This window comes from Burkholderia sp. E168m15 (assembly GCF_016586105.1).
Classification (GTDB): domain Bacteria; phylum Pseudomonadota; class Gammaproteobacteria; order Burkholderiales; family Burkholderiaceae; genus Burkholderia; species Burkholderia orbicola.
The window spans coordinates 1-26400 of record NZ_BCPO01000220.1; the positions used below are offsets into that span (position 1 = coordinate 1).

29 protein-coding genes are annotated in these 26400 nt (G+C 67.4%); 14 read left to right on the top strand and 15 right to left on the bottom strand.

Annotated features, from left to right (window positions below; translation table 11 throughout):
* A partial coding sequence (locus JMF86_RS33490) for an FAD-binding oxidoreductase (protein ID WP_201317346.1) occupies positions 1–813 on the top strand: 813 nt, incomplete at its 5' end.
* 35 nt (positions 814–848) lie between these two features.
* Entirely contained in the window at positions 849–2000 is a 1152-nt protein-coding gene (locus tag JMF86_RS33495) for a branched-chain amino acid ABC transporter substrate-binding protein (RefSeq protein WP_027807767.1), read from the top strand.
* A 31-nt stretch (positions 2001–2031) separates the two neighbouring features.
* Here JMF86_RS33495 and JMF86_RS33500 read toward each other — a convergent pair whose 3' ends face one another.
* The 5 genes from JMF86_RS33500 to JMF86_RS33520 all read right to left on the bottom strand — a co-directional run bounded on the left by JMF86_RS33500 (position 2032) and on the right by JMF86_RS33520 (position 6023).
* Positions 2032–2946, bottom strand: a complete 915-nt coding sequence (locus JMF86_RS33500) for a hypothetical protein (RefSeq protein WP_011545636.1) — start codon at positions 2944–2946, stop codon at positions 2032–2034.
* An 89-nt stretch (positions 2947–3035) separates the two neighbouring features.
* Entirely contained in the window at positions 3036–3359 is a 324-nt protein-coding gene (locus tag JMF86_RS33505) for a TfoX/Sxy family protein (protein WP_077180506.1), read from the bottom strand.
* 56 nt (positions 3360–3415) lie between these two features.
* On the bottom strand, positions 3416–5152 hold the full coding sequence (locus JMF86_RS33510; RefSeq protein ID WP_201317347.1) for a site-specific integrase: 1737 nt from the start codon (positions 5150–5152) through the stop codon (positions 3416–3418).
* A 186-nt stretch (positions 5153–5338) separates the two neighbouring features.
* Entirely contained in the window at positions 5339–5530 is a 192-nt protein-coding gene (locus tag JMF86_RS33515; protein ID WP_011545639.1) for a DUF2964 family protein, read from the bottom strand.
* A 13-nt stretch (positions 5531–5543) separates the two neighbouring features.
* The gene (locus JMF86_RS33520; protein ID WP_200160021.1) at positions 5544–6023 is read right to left on the bottom strand and encodes a universal stress protein; all 480 of its coding nucleotides are present in this window, start codon (positions 6021–6023) and stop codon (positions 5544–5546) included.
* 305 nt (positions 6024–6328) lie between these two features.
* On the opposite strand from JMF86_RS33520, the gene JMF86_RS33525 reads away from it, so the two are divergent.
* The 3 genes from JMF86_RS33525 to JMF86_RS33535 all read left to right on the top strand — a co-directional run bounded on the left by JMF86_RS33525 (position 6329) and on the right by JMF86_RS33535 (position 8086).
* Positions 6329–7090: a 2-keto-4-pentenoate hydratase gene (locus JMF86_RS33525; protein ID WP_200160019.1), complete on the top strand. Its 762-nt coding sequence runs from the start codon at positions 6329–6331 to the stop codon at positions 7088–7090.
* Positions 7091–7177: 87 nt separating this feature from the next.
* Positions 7178–7549, top strand: coding sequence for a type II toxin-antitoxin system HicB family antitoxin (locus tag JMF86_RS33530; protein WP_200160012.1), 372 nt, complete (start codon positions 7178–7180; stop codon positions 7547–7549).
* Between the two features lie 45 nt (positions 7550–7594).
* Entirely contained in the window at positions 7595–8086 is a 492-nt protein-coding gene (locus JMF86_RS33535; protein ID WP_200160010.1) for a hypothetical protein, read from the top strand.
* Between the two features lie 73 nt (positions 8087–8159).
* Here the strand turns inward: JMF86_RS33535 and JMF86_RS33540 are convergent, their stop codons facing one another.
* On the bottom strand, positions 8160–8720 hold the full coding sequence (locus tag JMF86_RS33540; protein WP_236593048.1) for an endonuclease NucS domain-containing protein: 561 nt from the start codon (positions 8718–8720) through the stop codon (positions 8160–8162).
* 344 nt (positions 8721–9064) lie between these two features.
* On the opposite strand from JMF86_RS33540, the gene JMF86_RS33545 reads away from it, so the two are divergent.
* The 3 genes from JMF86_RS33545 (at position 9065) to JMF86_RS33555 (ending at position 11536) form a co-directional block, all read left to right on the top strand.
* The gene (locus JMF86_RS33545) at positions 9065–9322 is read left to right on the top strand and encodes a hypothetical protein (protein WP_200160002.1); all 258 of its coding nucleotides are present in this window, start codon (positions 9065–9067) and stop codon (positions 9320–9322) included.
* A gap of 351 nt (positions 9323–9673) precedes the next feature.
* Positions 9674–9982 carry a GNAT family N-acetyltransferase gene (locus tag JMF86_RS33550; RefSeq protein WP_268905726.1) on the top strand — a complete coding sequence of 103 codons (309 nt, stop codon included), beginning with the start codon at positions 9674–9676 and terminating at the stop codon, positions 9980–9982.
* Between the two features lie 141 nt (positions 9983–10123).
* Positions 10124–11536 (top strand): 3-deoxy-D-arabino-heptulosonate 7-phosphate synthase, encoded by a 1413-nt coding sequence (locus JMF86_RS33555; protein WP_200159998.1) that lies wholly within the window; start codon positions 10124–10126, stop codon positions 11534–11536.
* Positions 11537–11580: 44 nt separating this feature from the next.
* On the opposite strand, the gene JMF86_RS33560 is transcribed toward JMF86_RS33555, so the two are convergent.
* The 3 genes from JMF86_RS33560 to JMF86_RS33570 all read right to left on the bottom strand — a co-directional run bounded on the left by JMF86_RS33560 (position 11581) and on the right by JMF86_RS33570 (position 14665).
* On the bottom strand, positions 11581–12633 hold the full coding sequence (locus JMF86_RS33560; RefSeq protein WP_200159996.1) for an AraC family transcriptional regulator: 1053 nt from the start codon (positions 12631–12633) through the stop codon (positions 11581–11583).
* A 148-nt stretch (positions 12634–12781) separates the two neighbouring features.
* Complete coding sequence (locus JMF86_RS33565; protein WP_006481339.1) at positions 12782–13108, bottom strand: hypothetical protein; 327 nt, start codon at positions 13106–13108, stop codon at positions 12782–12784.
* A gap of 33 nt (positions 13109–13141) precedes the next feature.
* A complete protein-coding gene (locus JMF86_RS33570; RefSeq protein ID WP_011545644.1) occupies positions 13142–14665 on the bottom strand; it encodes a hypothetical protein in 1524 nt (507 codons plus the stop codon).
* A 449-nt stretch (positions 14666–15114) separates the two neighbouring features.
* Here JMF86_RS33570 and JMF86_RS33575 point away from each other — a divergent pair, with 449 nt between their 5' ends.
* Entirely contained in the window at positions 15115–17283 is a 2169-nt protein-coding gene (locus JMF86_RS33575) for a hypothetical protein (RefSeq protein ID WP_011545645.1), read from the top strand.
* A gap of 7 nt (positions 17284–17290) precedes the next feature.
* Positions 17291–17998 (top strand): DUF3142 domain-containing protein, encoded by a 708-nt coding sequence (locus tag JMF86_RS33580; RefSeq protein ID WP_201317349.1) that lies wholly within the window; start codon positions 17291–17293, stop codon positions 17996–17998.
* Between the two features lie 48 nt (positions 17999–18046).
* Here JMF86_RS33580 and JMF86_RS33585 read toward each other — a convergent pair whose 3' ends face one another.
* On the bottom strand, positions 18047–18697 hold the full coding sequence (locus JMF86_RS33585; protein WP_201317350.1) for a LysE family translocator: 651 nt from the start codon (positions 18695–18697) through the stop codon (positions 18047–18049).
* A gap of 166 nt (positions 18698–18863) precedes the next feature.
* Between JMF86_RS33585 and JMF86_RS33590 the strand changes: the two genes are divergently transcribed.
* On the top strand, positions 18864–19784 hold the full coding sequence (locus tag JMF86_RS33590) for a LysR substrate-binding domain-containing protein (RefSeq protein WP_011545648.1): 921 nt from the start codon (positions 18864–18866) through the stop codon (positions 19782–19784).
* A 96-nt stretch (positions 19785–19880) separates the two neighbouring features.
* On the opposite strand, the gene JMF86_RS33595 is transcribed toward JMF86_RS33590, so the two are convergent.
* Both JMF86_RS33595 and JMF86_RS33600 read right to left on the bottom strand, forming a co-directional pair.
* The gene (locus JMF86_RS33595) at positions 19881–20717 is read right to left on the bottom strand and encodes an alpha/beta fold hydrolase (RefSeq protein ID WP_175682263.1); all 837 of its coding nucleotides are present in this window, start codon (positions 20715–20717) and stop codon (positions 19881–19883) included.
* A gap of 143 nt (positions 20718–20860) precedes the next feature.
* Positions 20861–21694, bottom strand: a complete 834-nt coding sequence (locus JMF86_RS33600) for an oxidoreductase (protein WP_011545650.1) — start codon at positions 21692–21694, stop codon at positions 20861–20863.
* Positions 21695–21788: 94 nt separating this feature from the next.
* Here JMF86_RS33600 and JMF86_RS33605 point away from each other — a divergent pair, with 94 nt between their 5' ends.
* On the top strand, positions 21789–22760 hold the full coding sequence (locus JMF86_RS33605; RefSeq protein ID WP_201317351.1) for an AraC family transcriptional regulator: 972 nt from the start codon (positions 21789–21791) through the stop codon (positions 22758–22760).
* A 41-nt stretch (positions 22761–22801) separates the two neighbouring features.
* Here JMF86_RS33605 and JMF86_RS35335 read toward each other — a convergent pair whose 3' ends face one another.
* From JMF86_RS35335 to JMF86_RS33620, 3 genes are read right to left on the bottom strand one after another with little or no spacing between them, the layout of a single operon-like run.
* Positions 22802–22933: a hypothetical protein gene (locus JMF86_RS35335; protein WP_023475972.1), complete on the bottom strand. Its 132-nt coding sequence runs from the start codon at positions 22931–22933 to the stop codon at positions 22802–22804.
* A 47-nt stretch (positions 22934–22980) separates the two neighbouring features.
* Positions 22981–24186, bottom strand: a complete 1206-nt coding sequence (locus JMF86_RS33615; protein ID WP_201317352.1) for an MFS transporter — start codon at positions 24184–24186, stop codon at positions 22981–22983.
* Positions 24183–24548 carry a RidA family protein gene (locus JMF86_RS33620; RefSeq protein WP_006498454.1) on the bottom strand — a complete coding sequence of 122 codons (366 nt, stop codon included), beginning with the start codon at positions 24546–24548 and terminating at the stop codon, positions 24183–24185. The genes JMF86_RS33615 and JMF86_RS33620 overlap by 4 nt, the downstream gene beginning before the upstream one ends.
* 134 nt (positions 24549–24682) lie before the next feature.
* Here JMF86_RS33620 and JMF86_RS33625 point away from each other — a divergent pair, with 134 nt between their 5' ends.
* The gene (locus JMF86_RS33625) at positions 24683–25501 is read left to right on the top strand and encodes a TrmB family transcriptional regulator (RefSeq protein ID WP_006481350.1); all 819 of its coding nucleotides are present in this window, start codon (positions 24683–24685) and stop codon (positions 25499–25501) included.
* Between the two features lie 16 nt (positions 25502–25517).
* Positions 25518–26378 carry a PhzF family phenazine biosynthesis protein gene (locus JMF86_RS33630; protein ID WP_124592436.1) on the top strand — a complete coding sequence of 287 codons (861 nt, stop codon included), beginning with the start codon at positions 25518–25520 and terminating at the stop codon, positions 26376–26378.
* Positions 26379–26400: the final 22 nt, after the last annotated feature.

Sequence of the window (26400 nt, forward strand, 5' to 3'; positions counted from 1 at the left end):
CTGTACGCGCGGCAGGCGTCGTTCGACGCCGCGCAGCCGTCGCTCGCGCTGCGGCGCCGGCTCGGCGTGCCGTTCGAGACGCTCGATGCAAGCGCGATCCGCCGGCTCGAGCCCGCGCTCGCGCCGATCTTCTCGCGCGGCGTGCTGTTCGCGGGCAGTTGGCATTTCTCCGATCCGCACGGGTTTCTCGGCGAGCTGTTCGCCCAGCTCGCCGCCGCCGGCGCGACGCTCGAACGCGCGCGGGTCGAACGGATCGCCCCGGCCAGCGACAGCGTGAACGTGCACGCGGGCGGCACGGTGCGCGCGTTCGATCACGTCGTCATCGCCGCGGGCGCCCGTTCGCGCGAATTCGCGGCCGCGTGCGGCGATGCGGTGCCGCTCGATACCGAACGCGGCTATCACGTGCAGTTCGGCGCGCACGAGCCGATCGTCACGCGGCCGGTTGGGTGGGCCGAGCGCGGCTTCTACATGACGCCGCTCGACGAAGGGCTGCGCGCGGCCGGCACCGTCGAGCTCGGCGGCTTCGACGCGCCGATGAATCCGTCGCTGGTCGCATTGCTCACGCGCTCCGCGCGCGAAGCCGTGCCGTCGCTCGGCACGCCGACGCGCAGCTGGCTCGGGTTCCGGCCGACGCTGCCCGACGGCGTGCCCGTCATCGGCCGCGCACGCGACAGCGCGCACGTGATCCATGCATTCGGTCATCAGCATCTCGGCGTGACGCTCGCCGGCATCACCGGGCAGATCGTCGCCGACCTCGTCGCCCGGCGCGCCCCGCCGCTGGACCTCACGCCATACCGGGCCGCGCGATTCTGACGCGCGCCACGATTTCCACCCCAAGGAGAAGCATCATGAATCGTCGTTACTGGCTGGCTTGGCTGGCCGTCTGCTCGATCGGCACGGTCGCGGCATCCGCGCAGGCCGCGGACCCGGAAACCGTCAGGATCGGCTTCGCCGGCCCGCTGACGGGGCCGGTCGCGCGCGTCGGCAAGGATCTGCAATATGGCGCGCAGCTCGCCCTCGACGAGGAAAACGCGAAGCATCCGACCATCGGCGGCAAACCGGTGCGCTTCGTGCTCGACGTACAGGACGACCAGGCCGATCCGCGCATCGCGATCCAGGTCGCGCAGAAGCTCGTCGACGACGGCGTGGTCGGCGTGATCGGCCACTACAACTCCGGCTGCAGCATTCCGGCGTCGGCCGTCTACAAGCAGGCGAACGTCGCGATGATCACGCCCGGCTCGACCAATCCGCAACTGACGATGCAGGGCTTCAGGAACGTGTTCCGCACGATGGGGCACGACGGTGTCGGCGGCGTGGTGGCCGGCCGCTTCGCGGTCGAGCAGCTGAAGGCGAAGCGGATCGGCATCATCGACGATCGCACCGCGTTCGGCCAGGGTCTCGCCGACGCGTTCGAGAAGGGCGTGAAGGACGCGCACGGCAGCATCGTCGGCCGTGAATACACGAACGACAAGGCCGTCGATTTCCGCGGCATCCTGACGACGATGAAGAGCAACAACATCGACCTGCTGTTCTTCGGCGGGCTCGACGAACAGGGCGCGATGCTCGTCAAGCAGATGCGCTCGCTCGGCATCCGCGCGCAACTGTTCGGCGCCGGCGCATTGAAAAGCAACGCGTTCCTGAAGATCGCCGGCAACGCGGGCGAAGGCACGCAGGATCTGGAGCCCGGCCCGGCGCTCGACAAGCTGCCGTCGGCCGTCGCGTTCGCGCAGCGCTACAAGGCGCGCTTCAACCAGGATGTCGAACTGTATGCGCCGTTCGCGTACGACGCCGCGCTCGCGATGATCGCGGCGGTCCGCAAGGCCGACTCGCTCGATCGCGGCAAGATCGTCGCGAGCCTGCCCGGCGTGTCGGTCACCGGCGTGACCGGCAAGATCTCGTTCGACGAGCGCGGCGACCTGGTCAAGCCGCCGTACACGCTGTTCCGCGTCGAACAGGGGCAATGGCGCAGCATTCGCACGGTCGGCGGCGCGTCGAACTGATCGACGCCGGGCAGCAGGCGGCAGGCGACGCCTATCGCGCCGTCTGCTGCCGCTGCACCTCCTGCGCTTTCATCTGCAGATACGCGCCGCGCTCCACTTCGTGCAGTTGCTGCGGATACTGCTCGGTCGCGTCGAACCAGCGCGCGAGGCGCTGGTCGACCGGCTTGTCGAGCGTCGCGAGATACGTGTCGATCGCGAGGTAGTAGCGCATCGTGTTGCGCTCCAGCAGCCCGCGCACGCCGCCGACGTACTGCGGCTGCGCGGCCGCGCCGACGTTCGTGAACCCGACCTTGTCGCTGCCGACCGTCGCGAGGTAGGTCTTCATCGCCATCCGGCCGACCGTGCCGAAGCCATACGAATACGTGAGATGCAGGAACGTGCGCGACGCGCCGACCGGCACGGCCTCCAGCGCGATCCGGTAATCCTTCGTACCCATCGGGCCGCTGTCGGCGGTCAGGTCCACCTGGAAATAGTCGGGCGTCGCGGCCGCCACGCGATAGCGGAACTGCACGCGATAGGTGTCCGACAGCTTCTGCTCGATCTTGCGGCCGAGGTTCACGTCGAGCACCGGGCCGTTGCCGCCGCTCGACGCGTGACAGTACTTCGTGTTCAGGTGCAGGATCAGCACCGCGCACCAGTTCGCGGGGCCTTGCGCGGGATCGTTGAGCTGGCCGTTCACGACCGCGAACGGATAATCGACGACCGCATAGATGTCGCCCTTCAGCGACGACGATGCCTCCGACGATTCGAGGACCACGGGCCGGTGAAACGCGTTGTCCTTCAATTGCGCGCCGAGGCTGCGGTAGCGCTCGAGCAGCGCGGCCGCGCCGTTCGCGCCCTCTGCGCCGAACGACAGCGCGCTCCAGCCCACGCACAGGGTCGCGACGAGCGCGTGCCAGACGCGGCGCGCATGCCGCGTGCCGCGTGAAGGTCCGGATGTCTCCATGTGTTTACTCCGTGGCGCACGATGGTCGCGCGCATGTGTCACAGAATACGCCTGCCGCTGCGGGCGTGACGTCGCATGCAGCATGATCGTCATCGGCCGCGCTTCACCGGCAGCGGCAATTGCGCGGCGGTGAGCCGGATCAGCGTCGCGAGCCACTCGCGATCGTCCCAGCGATCGCCGGCGATGACGAGATGCGGCTTCGCGCCCGGATACGGCGGGGCTTCGTCGCACGCGCCGAGATACGCGCGGCCTTCGGACGTCGGCTTGACGAACAGCCGGTCGTCGCAGACGAGCGCGACCATCCTGCCGTCGCAATAGATACCGTATTCGCCGAACATCTTGCGCGCCGATACCGTACCGGCCGCCGCGATCTGCTCGACGATGAAGTCGACCGTGCGCTGGCTCGATGCCATGCGAATCTCCGGGATCGAAACATCGTCTGACCCGCGTCGACGCCGCGCCGTTCAACTCATTTGTCGATACCGAACGCGCTCGACATCTGCCGCGCCCGCTTCACGTCGTCGCCATGCAGATAGATCGACGTCGTCGAGATCGACGCATGCCGCAGATTGTCGCGCACCGTCGTCAGCTCCGCGCCGCGCGCCAGCGCGTGGGTCGCATGCGTATGCCGCATCCAGTGCGGGCTCGCCTGGCGCAGCTTGTGCGCGAGCGCCGGATGGTCGGCTTCGACGGCGTCGGCCGTCTGCGCGAAGAAACGCTGCATCACCTTCCACAGCCGCACGCTCGTGGTCGCGGCCGCGTCGTCTTCCGCGAGGCGCGGAATCAGCGGCGTATCGGGCCGCCAGCGCGCCGGCGTGACCGGCAACCGGCGCGCGACCAGATAGCGATCGAGCGCCGTGCGCGCCAGCGGCGGCAGCGCGACGCGGGCCGCCTTGCTGCCCTTGCCGATCACCTTCAGCCATGCGTCGCCGTGCGCATCCGTCTCGATGTCGCCGAGCGTCGCGCCGACCAGTTCGCTCGCGCGCAACCCGGTCGCATAGCCGAAATCGAGAATGAAGCGCAGCCGTTGCGCGGCGGCCGGCGTCCAGCCCGGCTGCGGCGCGCCGTCGGCCGTGCGCTTGCCGAACTCGAGCCCGTCGGCGATCGTGCGGACCAGCAGCCACTCGCCTTCGGTGAACGCGTGCGACGTGTCGAGCGCGGTCGCGCCGCGCGTGTCGCGCACCTTCACGCCCGCGAACGGATTCGCGAGCAGATAGCGCTGCTCGATCAGCCAGCGGAACAGCGCGCCGAGCACCGACAGCGTGTATGCCGCCGACCGCGCGGACAACGCCCCGGAGAACGGCCGCCAGTCGGGCGCACCGCGCGGCCGCACGGGCCCGACCCAGCGTTCGTGCGGCGTCGGGCGGCGGATGAACGCGCGATACGCGAGCGCATCCTCGGTGGTCAGCGACGACAGCGCGCGGCCGCGCTCGACGATCGCCCACAGGATCAGCCGCTCGGCCTCCTTGCGGTATGCGCGCCGCGTCGCGGCCGATTCGTGCAGCGACAGCCACGCGTGCACGGCCGCGTAATCGTTGTCCGCGTCGAGCGTGCTGGTCGCGCGCGGCGCGCGGAACGTGCCGGCCGAGCCGTCGACTTCGTGCGGCAGCTTCAGGTGCTCCCACGGCACGATGCTGCCGCGCGGCGTCGCGGCGATCAGCGCGCGCGCCCGTTCGGTCAGGTCCGGATGCGCGGCGAAGAATGCCTCGACGCGCCGCGCGCTGGCCATGCCGAGGCCCGCGATCGTGCGCCACCACTGGCGCCGGCGCGGAATCCGCACCGTCAGGTCGGCGAGCGTCGCGATCCCGTGCGCACGCAATGCCACGACCGCGCGTGCCGGCAGCCACAGGCCGACGTCGTCGCTGATCTGCGGGACCGGCGCGCGCGCATGGCGCAGCAGGCCGATCGCGTCGGTGGCCACCTTCGCCTCCCGCAAACGCTCACCGTCCGCGTGGCCGAGCCGTTCCGCGAGATCGGGGCGGCCAACCTGCCGCGCGACGCGCACGAGGCGACGGCGAATCGCGCCGATCACGCCGCGCGCCGACCGCCCGCCGCCGAGCCGGTCGGGCAGGTAGCGTTCGACGGCCTGGCGCACGGTCATGCCCGCGTACCACGCACGCAGCGCGGCCAGTTCGTCGGCGTCGGGAAAGCCTGCGGGCGCAGGCGCGGAATCGGAGGAAGGCGGTGAAGCGAGGCGCGGTTTCATGGGCGCCAGTTTGACAGAAGCGCCGAGCGGGCGGCAACGTCCAAGCGGCCGATATCCCGATCGGGCAGGACCGCACGAAGGCGCCGGCGACGGCAAGCGACCACGCGAAATCCCGGCGGCGCAACGGCGGTCGCCGATCGTCGCGAAACCGACACCCGCCGTGCGCCGTCGCCTCGCCCGACCGCGTCACTCCTCGCCTTTCGGCCCCGGGTTCAGCATCACGACGAAGCCGGCGACGCCGACGATCAACGCGATGGCGCCGCCGCGCAGCGCCGTCGCGGCATCGAACAGCAGGCCCGTCACGACGGCCATCATCCCGGCGAGCGACACGAACACGGCGAGCGCCGCGACGACGATGCGGTACTGGCGGCGTATCATCGCGCGCGCCACGTCATACCGCGGCCGTGGCGGCCGACTCGTCGGCGTCGTCGCCGCGAATCAGCAGCACCGGGCACTTCGAGCCGCGCACGAAACGCTCGGCGACACTGCCGAGCAGCACGCGCCGGATGCCGCGCCGCCCGTGCGTGCCGACCACCGCGAGATCGATCCCGCGCTCCTTCACGTAGCGTTGCAGGCGCTCCGCGATGTCCTCGCCGATGGTCTCGGTCTCGACGAGTTCGGCTTCGCCGTTCGCGCCGGCCAGCGCGATGATCTGTTCGGCTTCGCGCAGCACCTTGCGCCCGTCGTCGCGAATTTCCTCGACGAGCGCGTGCGGATCGAGACGGCCGGCGTACGTGAACAGCACCGACTTGTCGACCACATACACGACGCTGACGTGCGTATCGCCCGCCAGCGCCACCTTCACGGCTTCGGCAAGCGCCTGTTTCGACGAAGCGCTACCGTCGACCGCCACCATGATCTTCTCGTACATGCGAACCTCGCTGGGGTGAGTTTTTGCATGGCAGCGCACTTTGTTGTGCGCGGCCATGTCTCCATCATCGGCCGGCGGCGGGTTCGGATATTGATAGCGGTCAACCCCGGCAGCGGCCGCGCGTGCGGCAAAACGGCACGACGGGCAGGGGGAAGCTTGCGTTTTCAGCACGGCCGCGAGCCGGGCCGGCAATGCGGGCGCCGATGCCCTTTCGAGCGGCCATCGCGCCGAAGGCGCTATCATCGACCATGCGACTTTCGTCCGGCCCTTTTTTGCCGGCCCCACTTTCAACTCGCTCAACCGACATGACAACGACTACCGAACGCGTGGACGGCGCCGCCCAGCATCTCGTCGCCGCCCGCCATGCCGGCTCGCCCGGCCCGCTGCTGCCCGATGCGCTGCGCCCCGACGACATCGAAACCGCGCTCGCGATTCAGCAGCGCGTCACCGACCTGCTCGGCGAACCCGTCGGCGGCTGGAAATGCGCGCTGCCGCCGCCCGATCGCGTGATCCTCGCGCCGATCTTCGCGTCGACGATCCGCGAAGCCGATGCGCCGTACCGCGTCGTCGGCGGGCCGATCGTGCGGATCGAACCGGAAATCGCGTTCGTGCTCGATCGTGATCTGCCGGCACGCGAGCAGCCGTATGACGAAGGCGACGTGCGCGCCGCGATCCGCGAAGTGCGCATCGTGCTCGAAGTCCTCGGCTGCCGCTATGCGGAGCCGGCGCGCGCGTCGAAGTTCGAGCTGCTGGCCGACGGGCAATTCAACCAGGGGCTGTGCGTCGGCCCGGTCGTGCCCGACGGATTGAACGTGCCGCTCGAGACGCTGGCGCTGTCGTTCGAAGGCGCGCTGAACCGCACGATCGACGGCCGCCATCCGGACGGCGATCCGCTCAAGCCGCTGGTGTGGCTCGTCAATTTCCTCGCATCGCGCGGCGATGCGGTGCGCGCCGGCCAGATCGTGACGACGGGCTCGTACGCGGGCGCGATCGAGGTGCCGCTCGGCGACGTGCTGACGGTGCGCTTCGGCGAACTCGGCAGCCTGTCGGTGACGTTGACGGCGTGACAGGGGCAGGTGACCGCAGCATCCTGAAACAGGCCGGTCTGAAATGACCGGCAGTTTTTGAGGAGAGGAGAATACTCTATCCACTTTATGCTGACGGCGGCGGCATGCACACGGCGTCGCCTTTCCTACTTCTCCTGCTGCTTCGCTGCCGCCGATACCTGGGAAGACGTTCGCGCCGCTGTACGGGAAGCGGCCGAGGCGCATTTCTACGGTAAAAAAGGCATAGTGCCGTCATCGTCTGCACTGAAAACGCTCGCGCGTAATTCCGAATACGAAGGCGGCGTTTGGATGCTCTTCGATATCGACCTGTCGAAGATCAGTTCGAAGGCCGTCCGCTTCAACGTCAACATGCCTGAACGGCTCCTGCAGCGGATCGACACCGCTGCAAATGCACGCAAGTTGACTCAGACCTCGTTTCTCTTTCTTGCCGAGGAACACGAGGTTCCGGCGCACGCTTAGTACTGTCACATCACCCTGTGAACTCAAAACAAACTGAGATAAAAAATGTCTCTCCACCAAAACCATCCACAACCGAAAAACGGAATTTCAATAAGCGTCGGTGCAGCAGTAACAGGCGGAATTACGCTTCTCGTTGCCGTTGCTAGCGCACTTGGCGTCACGTACACCCAGGGCGTTCAATACGGAAAAGACTCCGCTCACAGTGAATGCCGGGCTGCGATTGACGATCTCGACTCAACAAAAAAGAAACTGACGGACACGCAGGCCAGCTTAGACGTCACTATTAAGAACTTGATCAGTTGGAGAGAAGCCTACGAAGGATCTCAAAGGGCGATCGCCGACCAAGCGTCGCAGATCGCCGTCTTGAATGGGCGAGTCAAAGCATCTAATCAATGCGACTTCCTTCGCCAGCAATTCGACTACTATCAAACTCAGCTCAATTTGAACAACTGGTCCGCCGACAGCCCACGTCGAGAAGAGTTGATGACAGGTCGCCGAGAGCTCCTCGCTCGGATGGAGTCGTGTACACGCCTCTGATGACGAAAAAGCCCGCGAGACTTTCACCTTACGGGCTCTAGCTTATAACCTTAAAAATGTAATTGCGGTACGCTTACTCGATTCCCGTGCGAGAGAAAGCAAACTGAATCTTGTACGCAACTAACTGCAAATTCTGCACCGCTTGGGCCGCATATCGAATCGGCTCAGAAAACTCACTGGCTATCAGGATACCGCGAGGAGGAGTGCCATCCTGCTTCGCATACCATCCGAGATAGCGGGCGATCTGACCAACCGCTGAGTCCTTTGCTTCCCCCACCTTCAGCTCAATGACAACACGGCGCGCCGAAGCATCTTCCGCGAGAATGTCAACTCGGCCAACATCAATCGAAACCTGACGGTCAATGTAACGGAGCCCCGGCTCCAGCGCGCCTAGATTCTGAATGAGGTGCGCCTCGACATCTCGCTCGAAGCTGACCGAAGCCTCAATCAGTTCCTCGACAGCGTCCGGCTGTTCAATGCCTTGCTCAACCTCCTGCTCATCAGCGTCGTAAGCGGGCGTCCAGACGTTCGGGCCGTGTGACTCCATATTGTAGATATGGAATCGACCATCGGTGGCCTTGTACAAAAACTTTTGAGCGAAGGGATGTGACCGATACGCCTTCGTGCTATTCACTCGGCACCCGTACAAATGTGCATCCAACGTACCCGGCTTCCACCGATCGCCATACGCGTTGGCTATGTGCCCGCGAATCTCCGAAGACGTGACGCCTCCATCTGCGGAACTCACGAACTCTCGGATAGCTTGCGCCATCGTCGTCATTACCTACCCCGTATTGGTTGTGTTATGGACGTCGAGCGTCTGCTCGACGAAGTAATGTTAATAGAAACAGGTGAGCCTGAACGAAATATCCCGTCCGGAAATCCGAGTGGACTTCGTTTTCTACCGACGCATCTCCCCTCATCGGAGGGACTCACGCATTTAAGCAGCATCGGTCACCATATGCATCAGAATACTATATGATCTCCTCTCCACAAACTACGGAGATTAATATGGATAGCGGCGGACCGGCGTTTCCCGTACCAGTTACTACGCTCGATAACCAAAAGCATAGTTCTAGCTTGCAAGGAATGTCTCTGCGCGACTATTTTGCTGCAGCGGCATTGCAAGGTATGATCGCAAATGGAAGCAGCGCCCACTATGCGGGACTTGGCGAAATGGCATACGCTGCAGCAGACAATCTCTTGGCAGCAAGGGTCAACAAAGAGCAACTCTAACGTTGCGAAGCACTACCCGCGACTAAACCTCTCCCACCGTGAAGAGGCCTCACTCCGTTGCCGCGTCCGTCCGCCGCAAACGACACGCTACGGATATAGAACAGCAAGCAATCGTTACAGCCCTTGCGCTCGCATGGCGAGCCCCCCGGATGCACACAATCCCCTCCAGCACCTCGCCGATATCCGACGTCCGGTGAGCTATAGCGCTCGACAGCGGCTGCGAGCGGCTGGACGCACGGAACTGCACTCGTCGACGGCCCACGCATCACGACGCAGTAGGCCGCCGATACCTTGCGGGCCCCGCGCATCGTTTTGCTGACTGCAGAGCTCGAAGGAAAGATCGCCGGCTGAATCGAAGTCAGAAATAAAGAAAACGTCGCCTACATCGGCACGTTGGCTGTCTCGCCGTCGATGCAGAATGACGGGCTTGGCAAGACGTTGCCGAACAAAGCCGAACAGTTCGCCCGCCAGCATTGGCCGATCGGAACAGCGGTTATGGTCCTCGTGTCGGCCCGCCAGGAACTGATCGATTTCTGTCTGCGCCGCAGCTACACGCGAACGGGCGAACCGATGCGCTACCCGCTCGACGCCGGCGTGGGCACGCCGCGCGACGCCAACCTGACCATCGAGACACTGACCAAGGACCTCGGGCCCCGCTGACGCCGCGTCCGACCGCATTCCGCGCGGCCGCGGCAGCGCCCGTCATCGATCCGTTCCGCCCCCGCCGTGATACCGTTGCACATCGTCGCGCGTTCCGGCCCGAAGGCCGCACCCGCGCACCGCTTTCACGCCCAACCCGCCATGTCGCTGACACCGCTTCCCGCCCTGCTCGACACCACCCTGCGCACCGTCGCGCGCCGTTACCGGTTGCCGCCGCTCGAGCGCGCATCGTCGCTGACCGACACGACGCACCCGGCCACCGCGCTGGCGATCGTGATCGAGGAAGCGCGCAGGATGCGGGCGGACGGCCACGCGCCCGACGCGGATTTGCGGCAGCGCTTCATCGATGCGCTCGCGCGGATGATCCGCGACGCGATGGACCCGTCATCCGGCGATCCGTCGTTTCAGGCATCGGTGCTGCGCCACGATGCGCCGAACGTGCGCGAATACGCATCGTTGTCCGCGCACGCGGAGCAGGACCGGCGTGCGCTCTACTCGGCCGTCAATGCGATCGCGCATCCGGCCAAGCTCGAGCGCAGCGCACTGGCATGGCAACGCGACGGCCTCGCGCGCCTGCATGCGGCCGCGACCGCGGCGGCGTGGGCCGAGCTGCATGCGGCGCTCGCGCACCTGCTCGCGCTGCCCGAGATGGCGACCGACGCGGCGTTCGAGCAGGACATCGTCAGGCTCAAGGACAGCCCGGCGCTCGAACGCATGCTGCGGCTCGATGCGCTGGCCGCGGACGCGGACGTCCGTCGCTACCGCGCGCTGTGGGTCCGTCAGGGGCCGCTCGTCGGCAGCACGGTCGCCGTCGCGCAGGGCGCCGCGTCCCAGCAGCGCGGCGCGGCCGTCGAGGCGCTGGCGGCCCAGGCGCTCGACGCACTGGCGCGCAGGCTCGACGCGGTGGACGCGCAACGCACTTATCGCGTGGTCACGTCGATGCGCGTGCCTTCGTCGATCCCGGGCCGGCACGATCGCGCGAAAACCGAATGGGACGCGATCCTGCTCGAACGCGCGCGCGGCAGCGACCCGGCGGCCGCATGGAACGTGCGCTTCCTGGTCGAAGCGAAGGCCTCCGCGGACGCGGCGACGACCGATCTGCCGCGGCTGCTGCGCGGCCTGAACCTGCTCGCGCAGGCCGCGCCCGACGCGGTCTATGCATTCGAGACGCATCAGGGCACGGTGCACGTGCATGGGGCATCGCTGCATGCATTGACGACCGACGAAGCGGCGCTGCCACGCGAAGTACTGTATTGCTGCGACGCGTCCGCGGACACGACGCCGCGCCTGCTGGGCGCCGCAAGCCGGATGCAGTTGCTGTCCGCGCAGGCGAGCCTCGAATACGCGAGCACGCTCGCGCAACGGCCGGATGCCGATCCGGACGGCCTCGGCGTCATCTGGCACGCGCTGCTGACCCTGCCGCAGTGGCAAGCCGTGCTGCATCAGTACCCGTCGTTGCGGCAGGTCCGCGAACTGATGGTGGCCATCGACGACTTGCGCGCGGTGCTCGACGAGATGGATGACGGGGGCATCGCCAGCAGCGTGTGCGCGTGATGCGCTAGCGCGCGTTCACCGCGTGATGCTCACGCGCGGCCCGCTCAGTTGGTGAGCACCCCGAACGGCAGCGTCCATCCCGCCAGCCGGCCGCCGTCGCCCCAGCGCGCATCGGCCGCCCCGCACGGCAGCAGGATCGGCGCGGCCGCACACTCGAGCGTCTCCTTCGGCGTATGGCCGAATTCCGCCTTGAACAACCGGTGAAAATATTTCTCGTCGGGAAAGCCGTGCGCCCACGCGATTTCCGCAATGCGCTGATGCCGGCGCTGCGGATCGCCGAGCACGTGATACGCGTGACGCAAGCGCCGCCGCGTGATCTGCCGCATCACGCCGCCCTCTTCCTTGAACAACTGATAGAGCCGCGCCCGCGACACGCCGATGTCGCGGCAGATCCGCTCGGGCGTGAGGTCCGGCTCCAGCAAATGCAGGTCGATGTAGCGACGCACGCGATCGACCAGCGCATGGTCGATCGGGCCGCGTGCGTCGTTCAACGCCTGCGCGCTCGGCGACACCGCTGCGGCCAGCAGCAACAGCATCGACTGGACGATGCTCGGCACGTCCTGCATGCGCAGGTTCGGCAGGTTCCGGAACAGCGACAGCATCTGGTCGGCGACCAGCCGGCCCACGCCGCTCGTCAGCGTCTGGCCGTGCGCCTGGGCTGCGTGGGCCGGCAGCAGATAGCGGGGCACGACGAGGCTGATCACGTCGCCGGCCTCGACCTTGCAGTCGTTGATCTGCGCGACGTCGTAGACGAACAGGTCGCCGGCGCCCTTGATCAATTCAGGCCCGCCGGTATGGCTCGCCAGCCGGCCGCCGAGCAGCAGCGTGAAGCGGATCGAATCCTGCCCGTCGAGCCGGATTCGCCGCGGCGTGCGGCGGACCGTATAGGTCGGCGCGCGCGAGTGCCAGTGCCGGCCGGACAAGATCAGCGGGCCGAGCGCCGCGCCGGTTGCTTCCGCGTCGCACGGGTCGTGGCCGCCGTCGTCGTCGAGCCGGTAGTCGCACAGCATGTCCTTGACCCAGACGTGGAACCGGTCCGGCTCGGGATAGTCGGTCGTGCGGAACCTGAAAACAGGGACAAATGCGGCTTGATCCATGACAGTTTTTTATCGAACCGGCGGGTCAGGAAAGAATCGGTTCGTCAATTATCCGACCAAACTGCGTCGGCGCAAGGCCCACGCGGTGCATCGTCCCCCTAAGCGATCGACCGACGCCCGACGCCGGGCGTGGTCGTCATCGCGGCCATCACCGTTGCGGATGGCATTCCCAGTTGTTGTACGTCGGCCGATCGATCGGCGTGAGCCCCGGAATCATGAACACCGTACAGCCGAAACGCCGCCCCTTGCCGGTCGTCGCGTCGTAACTCACCTTCTGGCCGCCCAGCCCGTCCTTCTTCCCGTACTGGACGTTGGCGATCGTGATCTCGTCCGACGACGCGAGCCCGAGCGTCTTCGCGGTCGACGTCTGGACGTCGACCATGTTCATCTGCGTCGAGCCGCACGCGGCGAGCACGAGGCCGGCGACGGTGACGGCCAGTGCGGTCCGGGCGGTGCAATACAAGGTTTGCTTCATGGTTTCTCCTTCGATTTCCCCAATACGAGGCGCTTACGTGCCCGGCGTATAAAAACTGGCCTGGATCTGGCTACCGATCGTCGCGACATACGATTGCCAGAGCAGCGCCATCGCCCCCGTCGCGTTGACGGCCAGCGCGGGCCACGACGCGCTCTGCGGCGCCACCGTCGACGCGCTCCACGCGCCCTTCCGGTAGCTGGCCACGATGACGGCCGACGCACCCGGCAAACCGGTGTCCTGCCACGCAGCCGTCACGTTGCCTCCGGCATCGACCACGAGCGGCGGGTACTGAAGTGCGGCGCCGTTCAGGTGTTCCGTCAGCCGCTGCAACGGCCCCCAGTTGCCGCTGGCATCGGACACGCTCACCTGCAGCGCCGCGCCGCCTTCCGCCCACATCGCGGCGGCCACGCCGTTTTCGTTGACGGCCAGCATCGGCGTCGCGATGAACCCGGTCGGCTCGACGATCGCGGGCGCGACCGGTTGCGACGGCTGCCACCCGGTGCCGGACACGTAGCGTTGCGACATCGTGGTGGTAGTGATATGCCCGCCCGTCACGTCGAGCTGCCCCCAGAGCAGCGTGATGTTGCCCTTCGCGTCCATGCCGGCCACCGGCGAGATGATCGTCGTGAACAGGCTCGTGTTCGACACGGCCTGGTTGACGTCGGTCCAGCCGTTGGCGGCGTCGTACGTGGCCGTCCACAGCGCCGAGTGCGTATGGTTGGTCTGCCGCCACGCGAGCACGGCCCGGCCGGACGACAGCACCGAAATCATCGGCCCCACGTTGTCGGTGTCGCCGGTCACCGCGCCCGGCCCGGTCTGCACCGGCATCTGGATCAGCGCCGTCGGCGACCACTGTCCGGACTGCGTGTAGCGCGTCCATGCGATACGCGTGTCGAGCAGGCTGATCGACTGGGTCCACGCGACGAGCGCGTTGCCCTGGCCGTCGATCCCGGCCGAATAGGTCGACCCCGTCACGTCCGGCGCGACTTCGAACGCCGCGCCCCAGCCGCCGGCCGGGCTGTACGGGCGCGCCCACAGCGCATACGTGTTCGGGCCCGGCATCCATTCGGTCCAGAACGCGACGGCCTGCCCGCTCGCGTTGCCGACCACGCGCGACGGGCTCGAGCTCGTCGTGTTCATCGAATGCGAGCCGTCGCCCGTGTCGAGCCGCGTCGCGGTGCCCCAGCCCGAACCTGCGGCATAGCGCGCGCCCCACATCTCGTTGCCGTTCGCGCCGGTCGGGCCGTTGGTCATCCAGGTGGCGAGCGCATTGCCGCTCGCGTCGATAGTCACGCTGGGGGCGCCCTCCGGCCCCTTGCCGTCCACCGCGGCGGCGGTCGACCAGCCGGCCTGCGGCTGCGTGGCGCCGCCGCCAGTCGGGCTGCCGTTCGACCCGCCGCTCGTTCCGCCCCCGGGCGACGTCGAGCCGGACGGCGAACCGGGATTCGTCGGCGTCGACGACGATGACGACGCGCCGCCGTTCGGCGCGACATCGTCGCCGCCGCATGCGGTCAGCGCGAGCGCGGCCGCCATGACCATCCATGTAATGGGTTTCATCGGAATCCTCTTGTTTTCGTTGTCCGGCGCACTCTCGTCTGCCGTTGGCCGACACGACGTATCGTGTCGCCCTTAAAATTGTTAAGTAATGCTACTGAACAGGCATGTAAAACGGCATCCGTTCGCCTCCCTCTCATGATCGATTCCGTCGCGCGGATCGATGCGAACGCCGCTTTCGGCAGACCTCCCCGTCGTGCAGTGCGGCCCCCGTCAGGTCGTCTATCGTCGGACGTCCGCCGCTGCCGGCTGCATCTTAATTCAAGCGATCCGGATTCAAGGTGGCGTTGCGTCCACACTGAGTGGATTTCCGTTTCGCGAGGCCGGCCCGCGGCGCGGCTGGCGGCCCTGCGCACCGCCGGCCGTCACGCCCCGTGAGGTACGATACGCGCCGGGGCAAAACACCCCCTGAGAGAACCGGCCGTCGCGGCCCCCTACCCGGCACAAGAAAAATGCGAAGAAACCCGACGCTGAACCGAAACCTGTTCGCCGCGCTGGCGGCCAGCCTGCTCTGGACGCCCGCCGCCCACGCCAGCGGAGACGACGGCTGCTACGTGCCGAACACGCTCCGGCAGACCTCCTACTCGTGCGGCAACGTGCCGATGCTGACGCCCGCCAACGACACGCGCATCAACGCGATGCTGATGATGGTCGACAGCGCCAAGGTCGCGCAGGTGTTTCCGGACCCGAAGACCATCCCGGCGAAAGACCGGATCAACCAGATCGTCGTGCCGTTCCCGATGGATTTCTCCGGATGGATCTACATCGGCCAGAAGGAGCCCGACAAGAGCGGCGGCGCAGCGGAGGCCGATGCGTCGTCGAACCGGTATGCCGACGGCGAAGGCAGCATCTGCCGCAGCATGAGCGCGGGCGCGGACGCGTTCAACGCCGCACTGGGGGGCGCCGGCGGCCTGCCCGCCGACGAAGCCGCACGCCTGCGCGCGGCGCGCGCCGACATCGCGCAGAAGACCTGTGCCGCGGGCGGCGCGAGCGCCGCGTGGACGAAGCCGCCGGTCAAGTCGCCGCTCGGCCAGCAGTTCGCCGCGTACCTCGACGGCACGAACGCGTTCTACCGCGCCGACTTCCTCACCGCGACCCGGGCCTTCGCGAACGCATCGCACAGCGCGGACCCGTGGCTGAAGGAAACCGGCCTCTACATGGCCGGCCGCGCGCAGTTGAACGCCGCGCAGGCCAACGTATTCGACAACGACAGCCCGACGCCGACGCGCGCACGCGTGATGAAGGTATCGCTCGACGCGGCGAACACGGTGTTCCGGACCTACCTGAAGGTGTATCCGAAGGGACGCTATGCGGTGTCCGCGAGCGGGCTGCTGCGACGGGTCGCGTGGCTCGGCGGGAACGTCACGCAGCAGGCCGACCTGTACGGCCGTGCGCTCGCGCGCTGGTCGCCGGCCACGTCGAACGTGCCGCTGATGCAACTGGCAAACGAACTCGACAGCAAGCTGCTGTTCGGCTCCGAATTCGACGCAAGCCAGATCCAGTCGCCGACCGTGCTCGCCACCGTCGACCTGCTGCGCATGCGCGCGTCGGACAGCAGCGATGCGAGCCGCAAGCCGATGACGCTCGACGAGCTGCAGGCGCAGAAGCCGCGCTTCGCGAACGCGCCCGCGCTGTACGACTACCTGCTCGCGACCTGGTACGTGCAGATCGGGCACAAGCCGGACGCCGCCCTCGACCTGCTGCCGCAAACGCCCGCCGCGCCGCTCGACTACTTCGGGCTGAGCCAGCAGGCGCTGCGCGGGTTCGCGCTGGAGGACAGCGGCCAGAACGACAAGGCCCGCCAGCTGTGGCGCGACCTGATCCCGCTCGCGACGTTCCGCTTCCAGCGCGAAATGCTGGAGCTCGCGCTCGCGATCAACCTGGAGCAGGCCGGGCTCGTCAACGACGCGTTCGCCGACGATTCGCTCGTGCGGAACGTCGCGATCCGCGCGGTGTTGCTGCAGCGCGCGGCCAATGCCGAGCTACTGCGCGCGCAGGCGCAGAATCAGGCGACGAGCGGCGCGCTGCGCGATACCGCGCTGTACACGCTGCTGTACAAGGAGCTCACGCGTTCGCACTACGCGGATTTCATCGCCGATACCGCACTGGTGCCCGGCGCGCCCGCCGATCCATTGAAGCCGTTCGTCGCAGCCGCCGCGAAAAACGAGGACGGCTACACGTGCCTGTCGGCGCGCGACATCGCCGCGACGCTGCAGCAGAATCCCGCCGATCCGAAAGGGCTGAACTGCCTCGCCGATTTCGTGCGCCTTCATCCGCCCGCGTACGGCCTCGAAACCGAACCGGTGCCGTCGTGGGTCCGCAACGCGTCGAGCACGGCCGCCACGCGCGTGCCGCCGACGCTCGGCGCGGCGCCGTCGCAGTTCGCGGGCAAGCCGTACGAACGGATGTCGAGCTACGTGACGGTGATGGCCGATACGCAGGCGAACCCGAACGACCGCGCGTACGCGTTCTATCGCGCGATCAAGTGCTACGCGCCGGGCGGCTCCAACGAATGCGGCGGCAAGGAGGTGCCGAAGAGCACGCGCAAGCGCTGGTTCGACACGCTGAAGACCGCCTATCCAGGTAGCCCGTGGGCGCAGAAGCTCCGCTACTACTGGTAAGCGCCGCATGAAGCGCATCGCGTGCGTCGCGCTGCTGCTGGCCGCGCGCGTCGCGCTGGGCGGCACCGTCGACGCCGCGCGGTACGACGCATTCTGGCTATGGGCCGGCGTAAAGCCGCAGGCGGTCGTGCACGGTGCGCGCATCGTCTACGTGCTGCAAGGTCAGATCGAAGCGTCGCCGCGGGACGAGTCGCAGGTGCGCGTGATCGCGCAGGGCGTCGCGCTGCCGCCCGCGCCCGACGCGCGCGTGTGGCTCGTCTATCGTGCGCATACGCTGCGCTGGACCCCGCGCGTCACGCAGATCATGCTCGCGCAGCTCGCACGCTGGCGTGCGTCGGGCCGCACGATCGCCGGCATCCAGATCGATTTCGATGCGGGCACGCGCCACCTCCAGGATTACCTCGGATTCCTGCGCACGCTGCGCGAAACCTTGCCCGCCGATTGCCGGCTCAGCATCACGGGGCTGCTCGACTGGAGCAGTCGCATCGATACCGACCAGGTCAACCAGCTCAAGGGCATCGTCGACGAGGTGGTCGTGCAGACCTACCAGGGCCGGCGGACGATCCCCGACTACGCGGCCTATCTGCCGCGCGTCGCGCGGCTGCAACTGCCGTTTCGCATCGGCGTGATCCAGGGCGGCGAGTGGGACGCGCCGCCGTATCTCGCGTCGAATCCGTGGTTCCGCGGCTACGTCGTGTTCCTGCGCAACGGTTAGCGGGCGCCAACGCGGCGCCAACGAAGCGTAACGCCAATCGCCGACACGCTACGCAACACCCGCGATCGTGCCGCCGAGCCCGACGAGCGCAATCGCGAGCAGCGCAAGCGCCGACGACGCCGAGATCCACCGCTGCTTCCGATGAATCGCCGGATGGTTGATCGCGGCCATGTAGCCGGTCATGATCGTGAAATCGACCGCGATCCACAACGTGGCGAGGATCGCGAGGCTCACGCGCGAATCGGGCGTGATGCCGACGAACTGCGGAAAGAACGCGACGAAGAACAGCAGATCCTTCGGATTCGCGATGCCGACGAGGAAGCCGCGCACGACGCCGGGCAACCCGCGCGGCTGTGACGCCGGTTCGCCCGCCGCCGTGCCGTCGCCACTGCGCCCGCGACCGGCGCGCCATTCGCCGACCAGCGTCCGGATCGCGAGCACCGCGATGAACAGGCAACCCGCGACGTGCAGCCCGGCGAGCAGCCGAGCGCTGACCATCACGACGCCGAACACCATCAGCATCGCGCCCGCGATCAGCACGAGGCTCGCCGCATTCGCGCCCACCGCGGTCAGCACGCCTTGACGGAACCCGCGCCGCGCGACCGTGCCCGTGACGAGCATGACGACCGGGCCGGGCGTCGCGATGAGCAGCACGATCGCGGCCAGATAGGCAAACAGCAGCGGGTAATGGAGTGTCATGACAAAAAGTTGTTCGATGAGTCGACAGGCGTGCTCGTCACGGTGGCATCATGGGAGCCACGACGTGGCGAAAAACACGGTGACGAGCAGTATCACGCGCCCGGCCTGTCGATCGAAAACGGAAAATCCTGCCTGATGACATGAGTCTTATTCATACTCGAAACCGATGAAGGCCAAACCGCTTCCCCCCGTCTATGCGCTGCGCGCGTTCGAGAGCGCCGCGCGCAACGGCTCGTTCACGCTGGCCGCCGAGGAACTGAGCCTGACGCAAAGCGCGGTCAGCAAGCACGTGAAGACACTGGAGGCCTACTTCGGCCGGAAGCTGTTCGTCCGGCACGGGCCAAAAATGACCGTGACGGCGGAAGCCCACATCTTCGCGGCCGGCCTCAGGCGCGGGTTCCGGCAGGTCGAGGAAGCGTGCATGCTGTTCCGCACGCAACGCGACGTGCTGCGGCTCAAGGCGCCGTCCACGCTGACGATGCGCTGGCTGCTCGACGCACTGGCCGCCTTTCGCGGCACACGGCCGGCGTTCGAGGTGCAGATCGCGAGCGTGTGGATGGATGTCGACACCGTCGATTTTTTCAGCGAATCCTACGATTGCGCGATCCTGCTCGGTGCAGGCAAGTTTGGCGAAAGCACGCATTGCGTGAAGCTGTTCGACGAATGGCTGATTCCGGTGTGCTCGCGGGCCACCGCCGCGGTCGCGCGCGCGAATCCCGCCGCGTGCGAGCTGATCCATCCGTCGCCCGACCGGCGCGACTGGCGCCGCTGGCTCAACGGCAGCGGTCACGACCTGAATGTGGACATCACGCGCGGGCAGGTGTTCGACATGCTCGAACAGGGCATCGCGGCGGCCATCGCCGGTCACGGGATGTCGATCGGCGACCTCGCGCTGTGCGCGACGGCGATCGACGAGAAGCAGCTCGTGCTGCCGTTCAAGACAGCCGTGAGCACCGGCGATGCGTACTACCTCGTATGGCCGGAAGATTCCGCCAAGGCCGCGCAGGTACGCGAGTTGCACGCGTTCCTGGCCGGCCGGATGCCGCGTCTCGCGCATCCGGGCGTTCGCTTCGTCGATTTGGGGTGAAGCACGCGGCGGGCGATCCGTCCTTTTCCACGCGCGGCCGGATCGCCTGCCTTCGATCATGGCGCCGCCCGCCGCAGCGGGCCGGCGCCGATACCGTCAGCCCCGCACGAACGCGAGCAGGTCGGCGTTGAGCACGTCGGCATTGACCGTCAGCATCCCGTGCGAATAGCCCGGGTAGGTCTTCAGCGTGCCATTCTTCAGCAGCTTGATCGATTTCAGCGCGGCATCCGCGATCGGTACGATCTGGTCGTCTTCGCCATGCAGCACGAGCGTCGGGACGGAGATCGACTTCAGGTCCTCGGTCTGGTCCGTTTCCGAAAACGCCTTGATGCCGTCGTAATGCGCCTTCGCGCTGCCTTCCATCCCCTGCCGCCACCAGTTGCGGATCACGCCCTGGTGCACGGTCGCGCCTTCGCGGTTGAACCCGTAGAACGGGCCGCTCGGCACGTCGAGGAAGAACTGCGCGCGATTGTCGGCGAGCGCCTTGCGGAAGCCGTCGAACACCTCGAGCGGCAAGCCTTCGGGGTTCGAATCGGTTTTCACCATCAGCGGCGGCACCGCGCTGACCAGCACGGCCTTCGCGACGCGGCCGGCCGGCTCGCCGTGCTTCGCGACGTAGCGCGCCACTTCGCCGCCGCCGGTCGAGTGCCCGATATGCACCGCATTGCGCAGGTCGAGCGCTTCGACCACCGCGAACGCGTCCGCCGCGTAATGATCCATGTCGTGGCCGTCCCAGACCTGCGCCGAGCGGCCATGGCCGCGGCGGTCGTGCGCGATCACGCGATAGCCGTGCTGGACGAAGAACAGCAGTTGCGCATCCCAGTCGTCGCTGGACAGCGGCCAGCCGTGGTGGAACATGACGGGCTGCGCGTCTTTCGGACCCCAATCCTTGTAGAAAATCTCGACGTTGTCCTTCGTGGTGACGTATGGCATCGCGATGCTCCTGTGAGGTGAATGAACGTGGCGAACGGGCCGCTGCCATTATCGGCCATTATTGTGAAACCACGACGCCATCGTGCAATGCGATGGCCGATCATCCACCGGCAGGAAACGAACGACGCCGCGCGCGTCAGCCGTCAACCGTCCGTTGACACCGTCACGGCTTCCCACGCGCGGATTTCTTCGTCCAGCGCCGCCAGCTTGTTCCGCACGAGCCGCAGCGCGTCGCTGCCGAGCAGCAGATGCGCGGGCGGATGGTCCGCCGCGATCACCGCGAGCATCGCCCGCGCGGCCTTCGCGGGGTCGCCCGGCTGCTTGCCGCTTTTCTCCTCCCGCGCGCGGCGGATCGGATCGAACAACGCGTCGTAGTCGGCGATCGAGCGCGGCGTGCGCGCCATCGAGCGGCCGGCCCAGTCGGTGCGGAACGAACCCGGCGCGACGGCCGTCACCGCGATGCCGAACGGTTCGAGCTCCTTGCCGAGCGTCTCGGAAATGCCCTCCAGCGCGAACTTGCTGCCGCAGTAGTACGCGATGCCCGGCATCGTGATGTGCCCGCCCATCGACGTGATGTTCAGGATGCGGCCGCGCCGGCGTTCGCGCATGAACGGCACGACGGCCTTCATCATCGCGACCGCGCCGAACACGTTCACGTCGAACTGCCGGCGCATCTCGTCGAGCGGCGCCTCCTCCATGATCCCTTCGTGCCCGTAACCCGCGTTGTTCACCAGCACGTCGACGGGCCCGACGTTCGCCTCGATGTCGGCGACGACGCCGTCGATACGCTCGAAGTCGGTCACGTCGAGCACGCGCGCGACGGCCGCCTGCGGGGACAACGCTTCGAAGTCGCGCGCCGCCTGCGCGCCGCGCACCGTACCGACCACCGTGTGACCGGCGGCCAGCGCTTCCTGGGCCAGCGCACGGCCGAACCCGCTGCTGACGCCGGTGATGAGCATGATGTTGCCGGATGCCATGTGAGCCTCTCCCGAATGTCGATTGAAGCATGCATACTAGTCTGACGAACGACGCCGAATAAGCCCGATTCCGCTGATTTTCTTGCACAAAACTATGAGTACCACACCCCGTTCGACCCGAGCTTCGTTACTGTCGCCGCGCGACCGGAAGCGTCTGGTGACGCTGCTGCGCGCGCTGGCGCCCGACGAGGGCTACAACCTGACCGCGCTGCCGAGCGTGCGCATCCTGCGCTCCAACCGCGCGCTGTCGCGCACGCCGGTGCTGTACGACCCGGGCATCGTGATCGTGTGTCAGGGATCGAAGCGCGGGTACTTCGGCGGCGAGCGCTATTTGTACGACGAGCACCATTACCTGGCCGTCTCCGTGCCCGTGCCGTTCAGCATGGAAACCGACGCGACGCCCGAGCGCCCGCTGCTCGCGCTGTACCTGCACCTCGATTTCACGCTGGCCGCCGAACTCGCCGCGCAGATCGACCGAGCCGGCGTCGCGGAAACCGTGCAGGCGCCGAAGAGCATGATGTCGACGCCGATGGATGAAGCGATGCATGCGTCGGTGCTGCGTTTCGTCGAGGCGATGCAGCGGCCGCTCGACGCCGCGGTGCTCGGCCCGGCGCTGCTTCGCGAGCTGTATTTCCGCGTGCTGACCGGCGCGCAAGGCAACGCGATGCGCAGCGCACTGGCGATGCGCGGGCAATTCGGCCGGATCGGCCGATCGTTGCGGATGATCCACGCCGATTACGCACGCCCGCTCGACGTGTCGCAACTGGCCGACGAAGCCGGCATGAGCGTGCCGAGCTTTCACAGTCACTTCAAGGCGATCACGCAGGTATCGCCGATGCAGTACCTGAAGTCGACGCGCCTGCATCAGGCGCGGCTGTTGATGGTGCGTCAGGACCTGACGGCGGAAGCGGCCGGCTACGCGGTCGGCTATACGAGCCCGTCGCAGTTCAGCCGGGAATTCAAGCGCCTGTTCGGCTTGACGCCGGCGAAGGAAACGCAGCGCATGCGCGCGAGCTTCGCGATTCCGCAGGCGTTCGACGATGCGGTGTTCGTGTCGTCGCATTGACGTCATTGACGTGCGCCGAACCGGGCGTGCGACGCACGCGCTCATCGCGCGGCATCGAGCGCGAGGCCGGCCAGCGACTTCAGGATGAACGCGGTCACGCCCCAGATGTCCTGCGGCTGATCGGCCCAATACCAACCGCCCGCACGTTCGCCGTCCGCGTCTTGCCGCGGCAAATCCGATTCACCAGCGCAGCGAACGGGAACACGACAATTTCCTCGGCTCAACCGGCCGACATCGGTTCGCCCGCGGCACTGACCGTCGCACGGGATGCCCCGATCCACCCGGCCGCCGTCACCGCACCGGCCGCGACGAGCATCATCGCGCCCCACCCGATCCATTCGACGAGCACGCCCGCCGCCACGGCGCCGCCTGCGCCGCCTGCGTAGTACAGCGTCAGGTACGCGGCGTTCAACGCACCGGCCCGCGCCGGCTGAATCGCCACGACCCGGGCCTGGTTCGCGACCTGGGCGGCGAAACAACCGGCATCGAACACGGCCAGCCCGACACCCAGCCAGCCCGGATGACCGAGTGCAACACCAAGCAGTAACGTGGCAAGCGCCGCCACGGCGAGTCCGCCGCCGATCACCGCTCGATCGCCGAAGCGATCCGTGAGCTTGCCAGCCACACGCGTCACGCCCAGGCCGAGCACGCCGGCGAGACTGTATGCGCCGATCTCGGCCGCCCCCATGCCGTACGGCGGCGCAGCCAGACGGATCGCCAGCCCCACCCAGACCAGATTGAACGCGAAGAACCACAGCATGCCGGCGCAGGTGCGGCGCCTCAGTGCGGCGCTGTCGCGCAATAGCCGCGGAATCGCGCCGATCGTGGCTGCGTGGCCGGAACGCCCTTCGGGGCGACCGCCGGGCAACAGCACGCCACTGCCGACGGCCGCCAGCGCCACGCAACCGGCCAATGCGAGCAGCGCACCGCGCCACCCGCACCATTGCGACAACGCGCCGCCGACGAAACGGCTCAGCAGGATGCCGGCGGAAATGCCCGCGGACACCACCCCCATTGCCCCGCCGCGCCGCTGCGGCTCCGCGTGCTTGCCGACGACCGCGCTGCATTGTGCCGCGACCGTCGTGGCCGCCCCCACCAGCAGGAAGCAGGCGTCGAGCGCGAACGGCGTCGACGACAGCGACGCGCACGCGAGCAACGCCGCGAGCACGCCCATTTGCGCCGAAACGAGCGTGCGTGGACCGACCCGGTCGACCAGCGGCACCAGCAGCGCCAGGCCGGCCAGATAGCCGAGCATCGTCACGGACGCGAGGGTCGCCATCCGCGCGGCCGACACGCCGAAATCGCCGGCAATGGCCGACAGCGACGGCTGCAGCGCATAGCCGTTGGCGATCGCGACGCCCGCCGCGAGCGCAAGCATCGCGATCGCGGTGCGGGACAGGAATGCGTGCGGGCCGGTGGCCGTCATGCGGCGGTCCGGACCGCGATCGCCTCGACCTCGACCCGAATCTCCGGATCGACGAACGGCAACGCATGGACCAGCGAGAACGCCGGCCGGATCTCGCCGTATATCTCGCCATGCGCACGCGCCGCGTCTTCCCAATGGTCGAAGTCGGCGACCACCAGCCGGCTCTGGACGACATCCGACAGCGCGAATCCGCTGTCCGCGAGGACCTTGCCGAGCGTCGCCAACGCATCGCGCGTCTGCGCATACACGTCGTCGCCTTTGCCGGCCGTCCCCGACACGTAGATCGTGTTGTCGACGACCACGGCACGCGAATAGCCCACCTTGGGCTCCCACGGGGAGCCGGTACTGATCCGTTGACGCATCTTGATGATCCTCCTTGGCAAGGTTTGGAAATCTCACTTACTACTTCGGTAGTAAGTGAGATCGATTCTATACTACTCCGGTAGTTAATCAAGCACCGCCGTGATGCTGATCACGGCCATCCGAGTCCATCCACATGAACGAAAACGCGGAACTGATCACGTCCCTGATCCGGCTTGGCTTCACGCAATACGAGGCGCAGGCGTACGCGGCGCTCGTCGGCCAAGCCGCGTTGACGGGGGCAGAAGTCGGCCGGCGCGCCGGCATGCCGCCATCGAAGGTCTACGAGACCCTCGGCCGCCTGGAGGCGCGCGGCGCGGTGCTCGTCAACCGCTCCGAACCGGTCCGCTATGCCGCCGTGCCGCACCGCTCGCTGCTCGAAGAATTGCGCACGCGCTTCAACGCGGATCTCGAGCTGGCGGCGGGCGCGCTCGACCGGCTGCCGGTGCGGCAAGAGCCGGGGCTGGTCTGGTCGCTGAGCGGGCGGGAGGCGATCGTCAGCGCCTTCGCGCGCGTGATCGACCACGCGAAAACGGAAATCTTCGCGGGCGTCTGGGACGAAGAGATCGACGATCTCGGGCCGCTGCTCGAAGCGGCCGCGGCGCGCGGCGTCGATACGCACGTGGCGATCTACGGCACGCGCACACTCGACGGGCCGCGTCACTACGACATGGCCAAATGCGGCGCCAGCGCGAGACTTCGGCTCTCCGGAAGGCGGCTGGCCGTCGCGGTCGCGGACGACACCGAGGCAGTGGTCGCGGAATTCGGCGATCAGTCGCCCGACCTGGCGACGCTGACGACCAATCCGGTCATCGCGCTGCTCGCGGTCGAGTACATCAAGGCCGACGTGAGCGGCCGCGTACTGATCGACGCAATGGGTCCGGCGGAATACCGGAAAGTGCTGAAGCATCCCGACATGCAGGCGATGCTTGCGCCGCCCGACAAGCAGGGCTGACCTCGACGAGATATCGATGACCCAATACACCTTTCGCCTGCTGAACGTCTTCGCCGAATCGACGTTCGGCGGCAATCCGCTGTGCGTGTTCGACGATGCGCGCGGCATGGACGACGCGACCATGCAGGCGCTGGCCGTGCAGTTCAATCTGTCGGAGACGACCTTCGTACTGCCGTCCGATCGCGGGCACGCGCGCGTGCGGATCTTCACGCCCGGCTACGAGATGGCTTTCGCGGGCCATCCGACGCTCGGCACCGCGCACGTCGTGCGCGATCTGCTCGAGGCAGGCGATGCGCTGTCGCTCGAATTCAAGGCCGGCGTCGTCGACGTCACCGCGCGCGACGACGTGTGGACCTTCATCGCGCCGCACGCCGGCATGCCGAACACCGCGCCATGCGCGTTGCCCGATGCGCAGGTCGCGGCCCTGCTCGGGCTCGCCGAGGACGATCTGCTCGCGCCGCCGCTGTGGGTCAATACCGGTGCCGACCAGTTGCTGGTCGCGCTCAAGGACCCGGCCGCCGTGCGGCGCGCGCGGCCCGACGGCGCGCGCGTCGACATCTGGCCGCCAAGCAGCCTCGGCCGCAGGACCGCGTACGTATTCGCATTCGACGACGCGCGCCCGGGGACGGTCGTGTCCCGCTACTTCTTCGTGAAGCAAGGCGGCGGCGTGGCGGAAGATCCGGGCACCGGTTCGGCCTGTGCGAACCTGGGCGGCTGGCTGCTTGCGGCCAGTCACGATCTGCCGGCCGCGTTTCGGGTCGAACAGGGCGAAGCCGTCGGCCGGCCCTGCCTGCTGCACTTGTCGGTCGATGCAGCGGGCAAAATCGGCGTCGGCGGGCGCGTGATCGAACTCGGGCGCGGCGTGATCAACGTGTGATCGACGCGCGCCCGCCGACGCC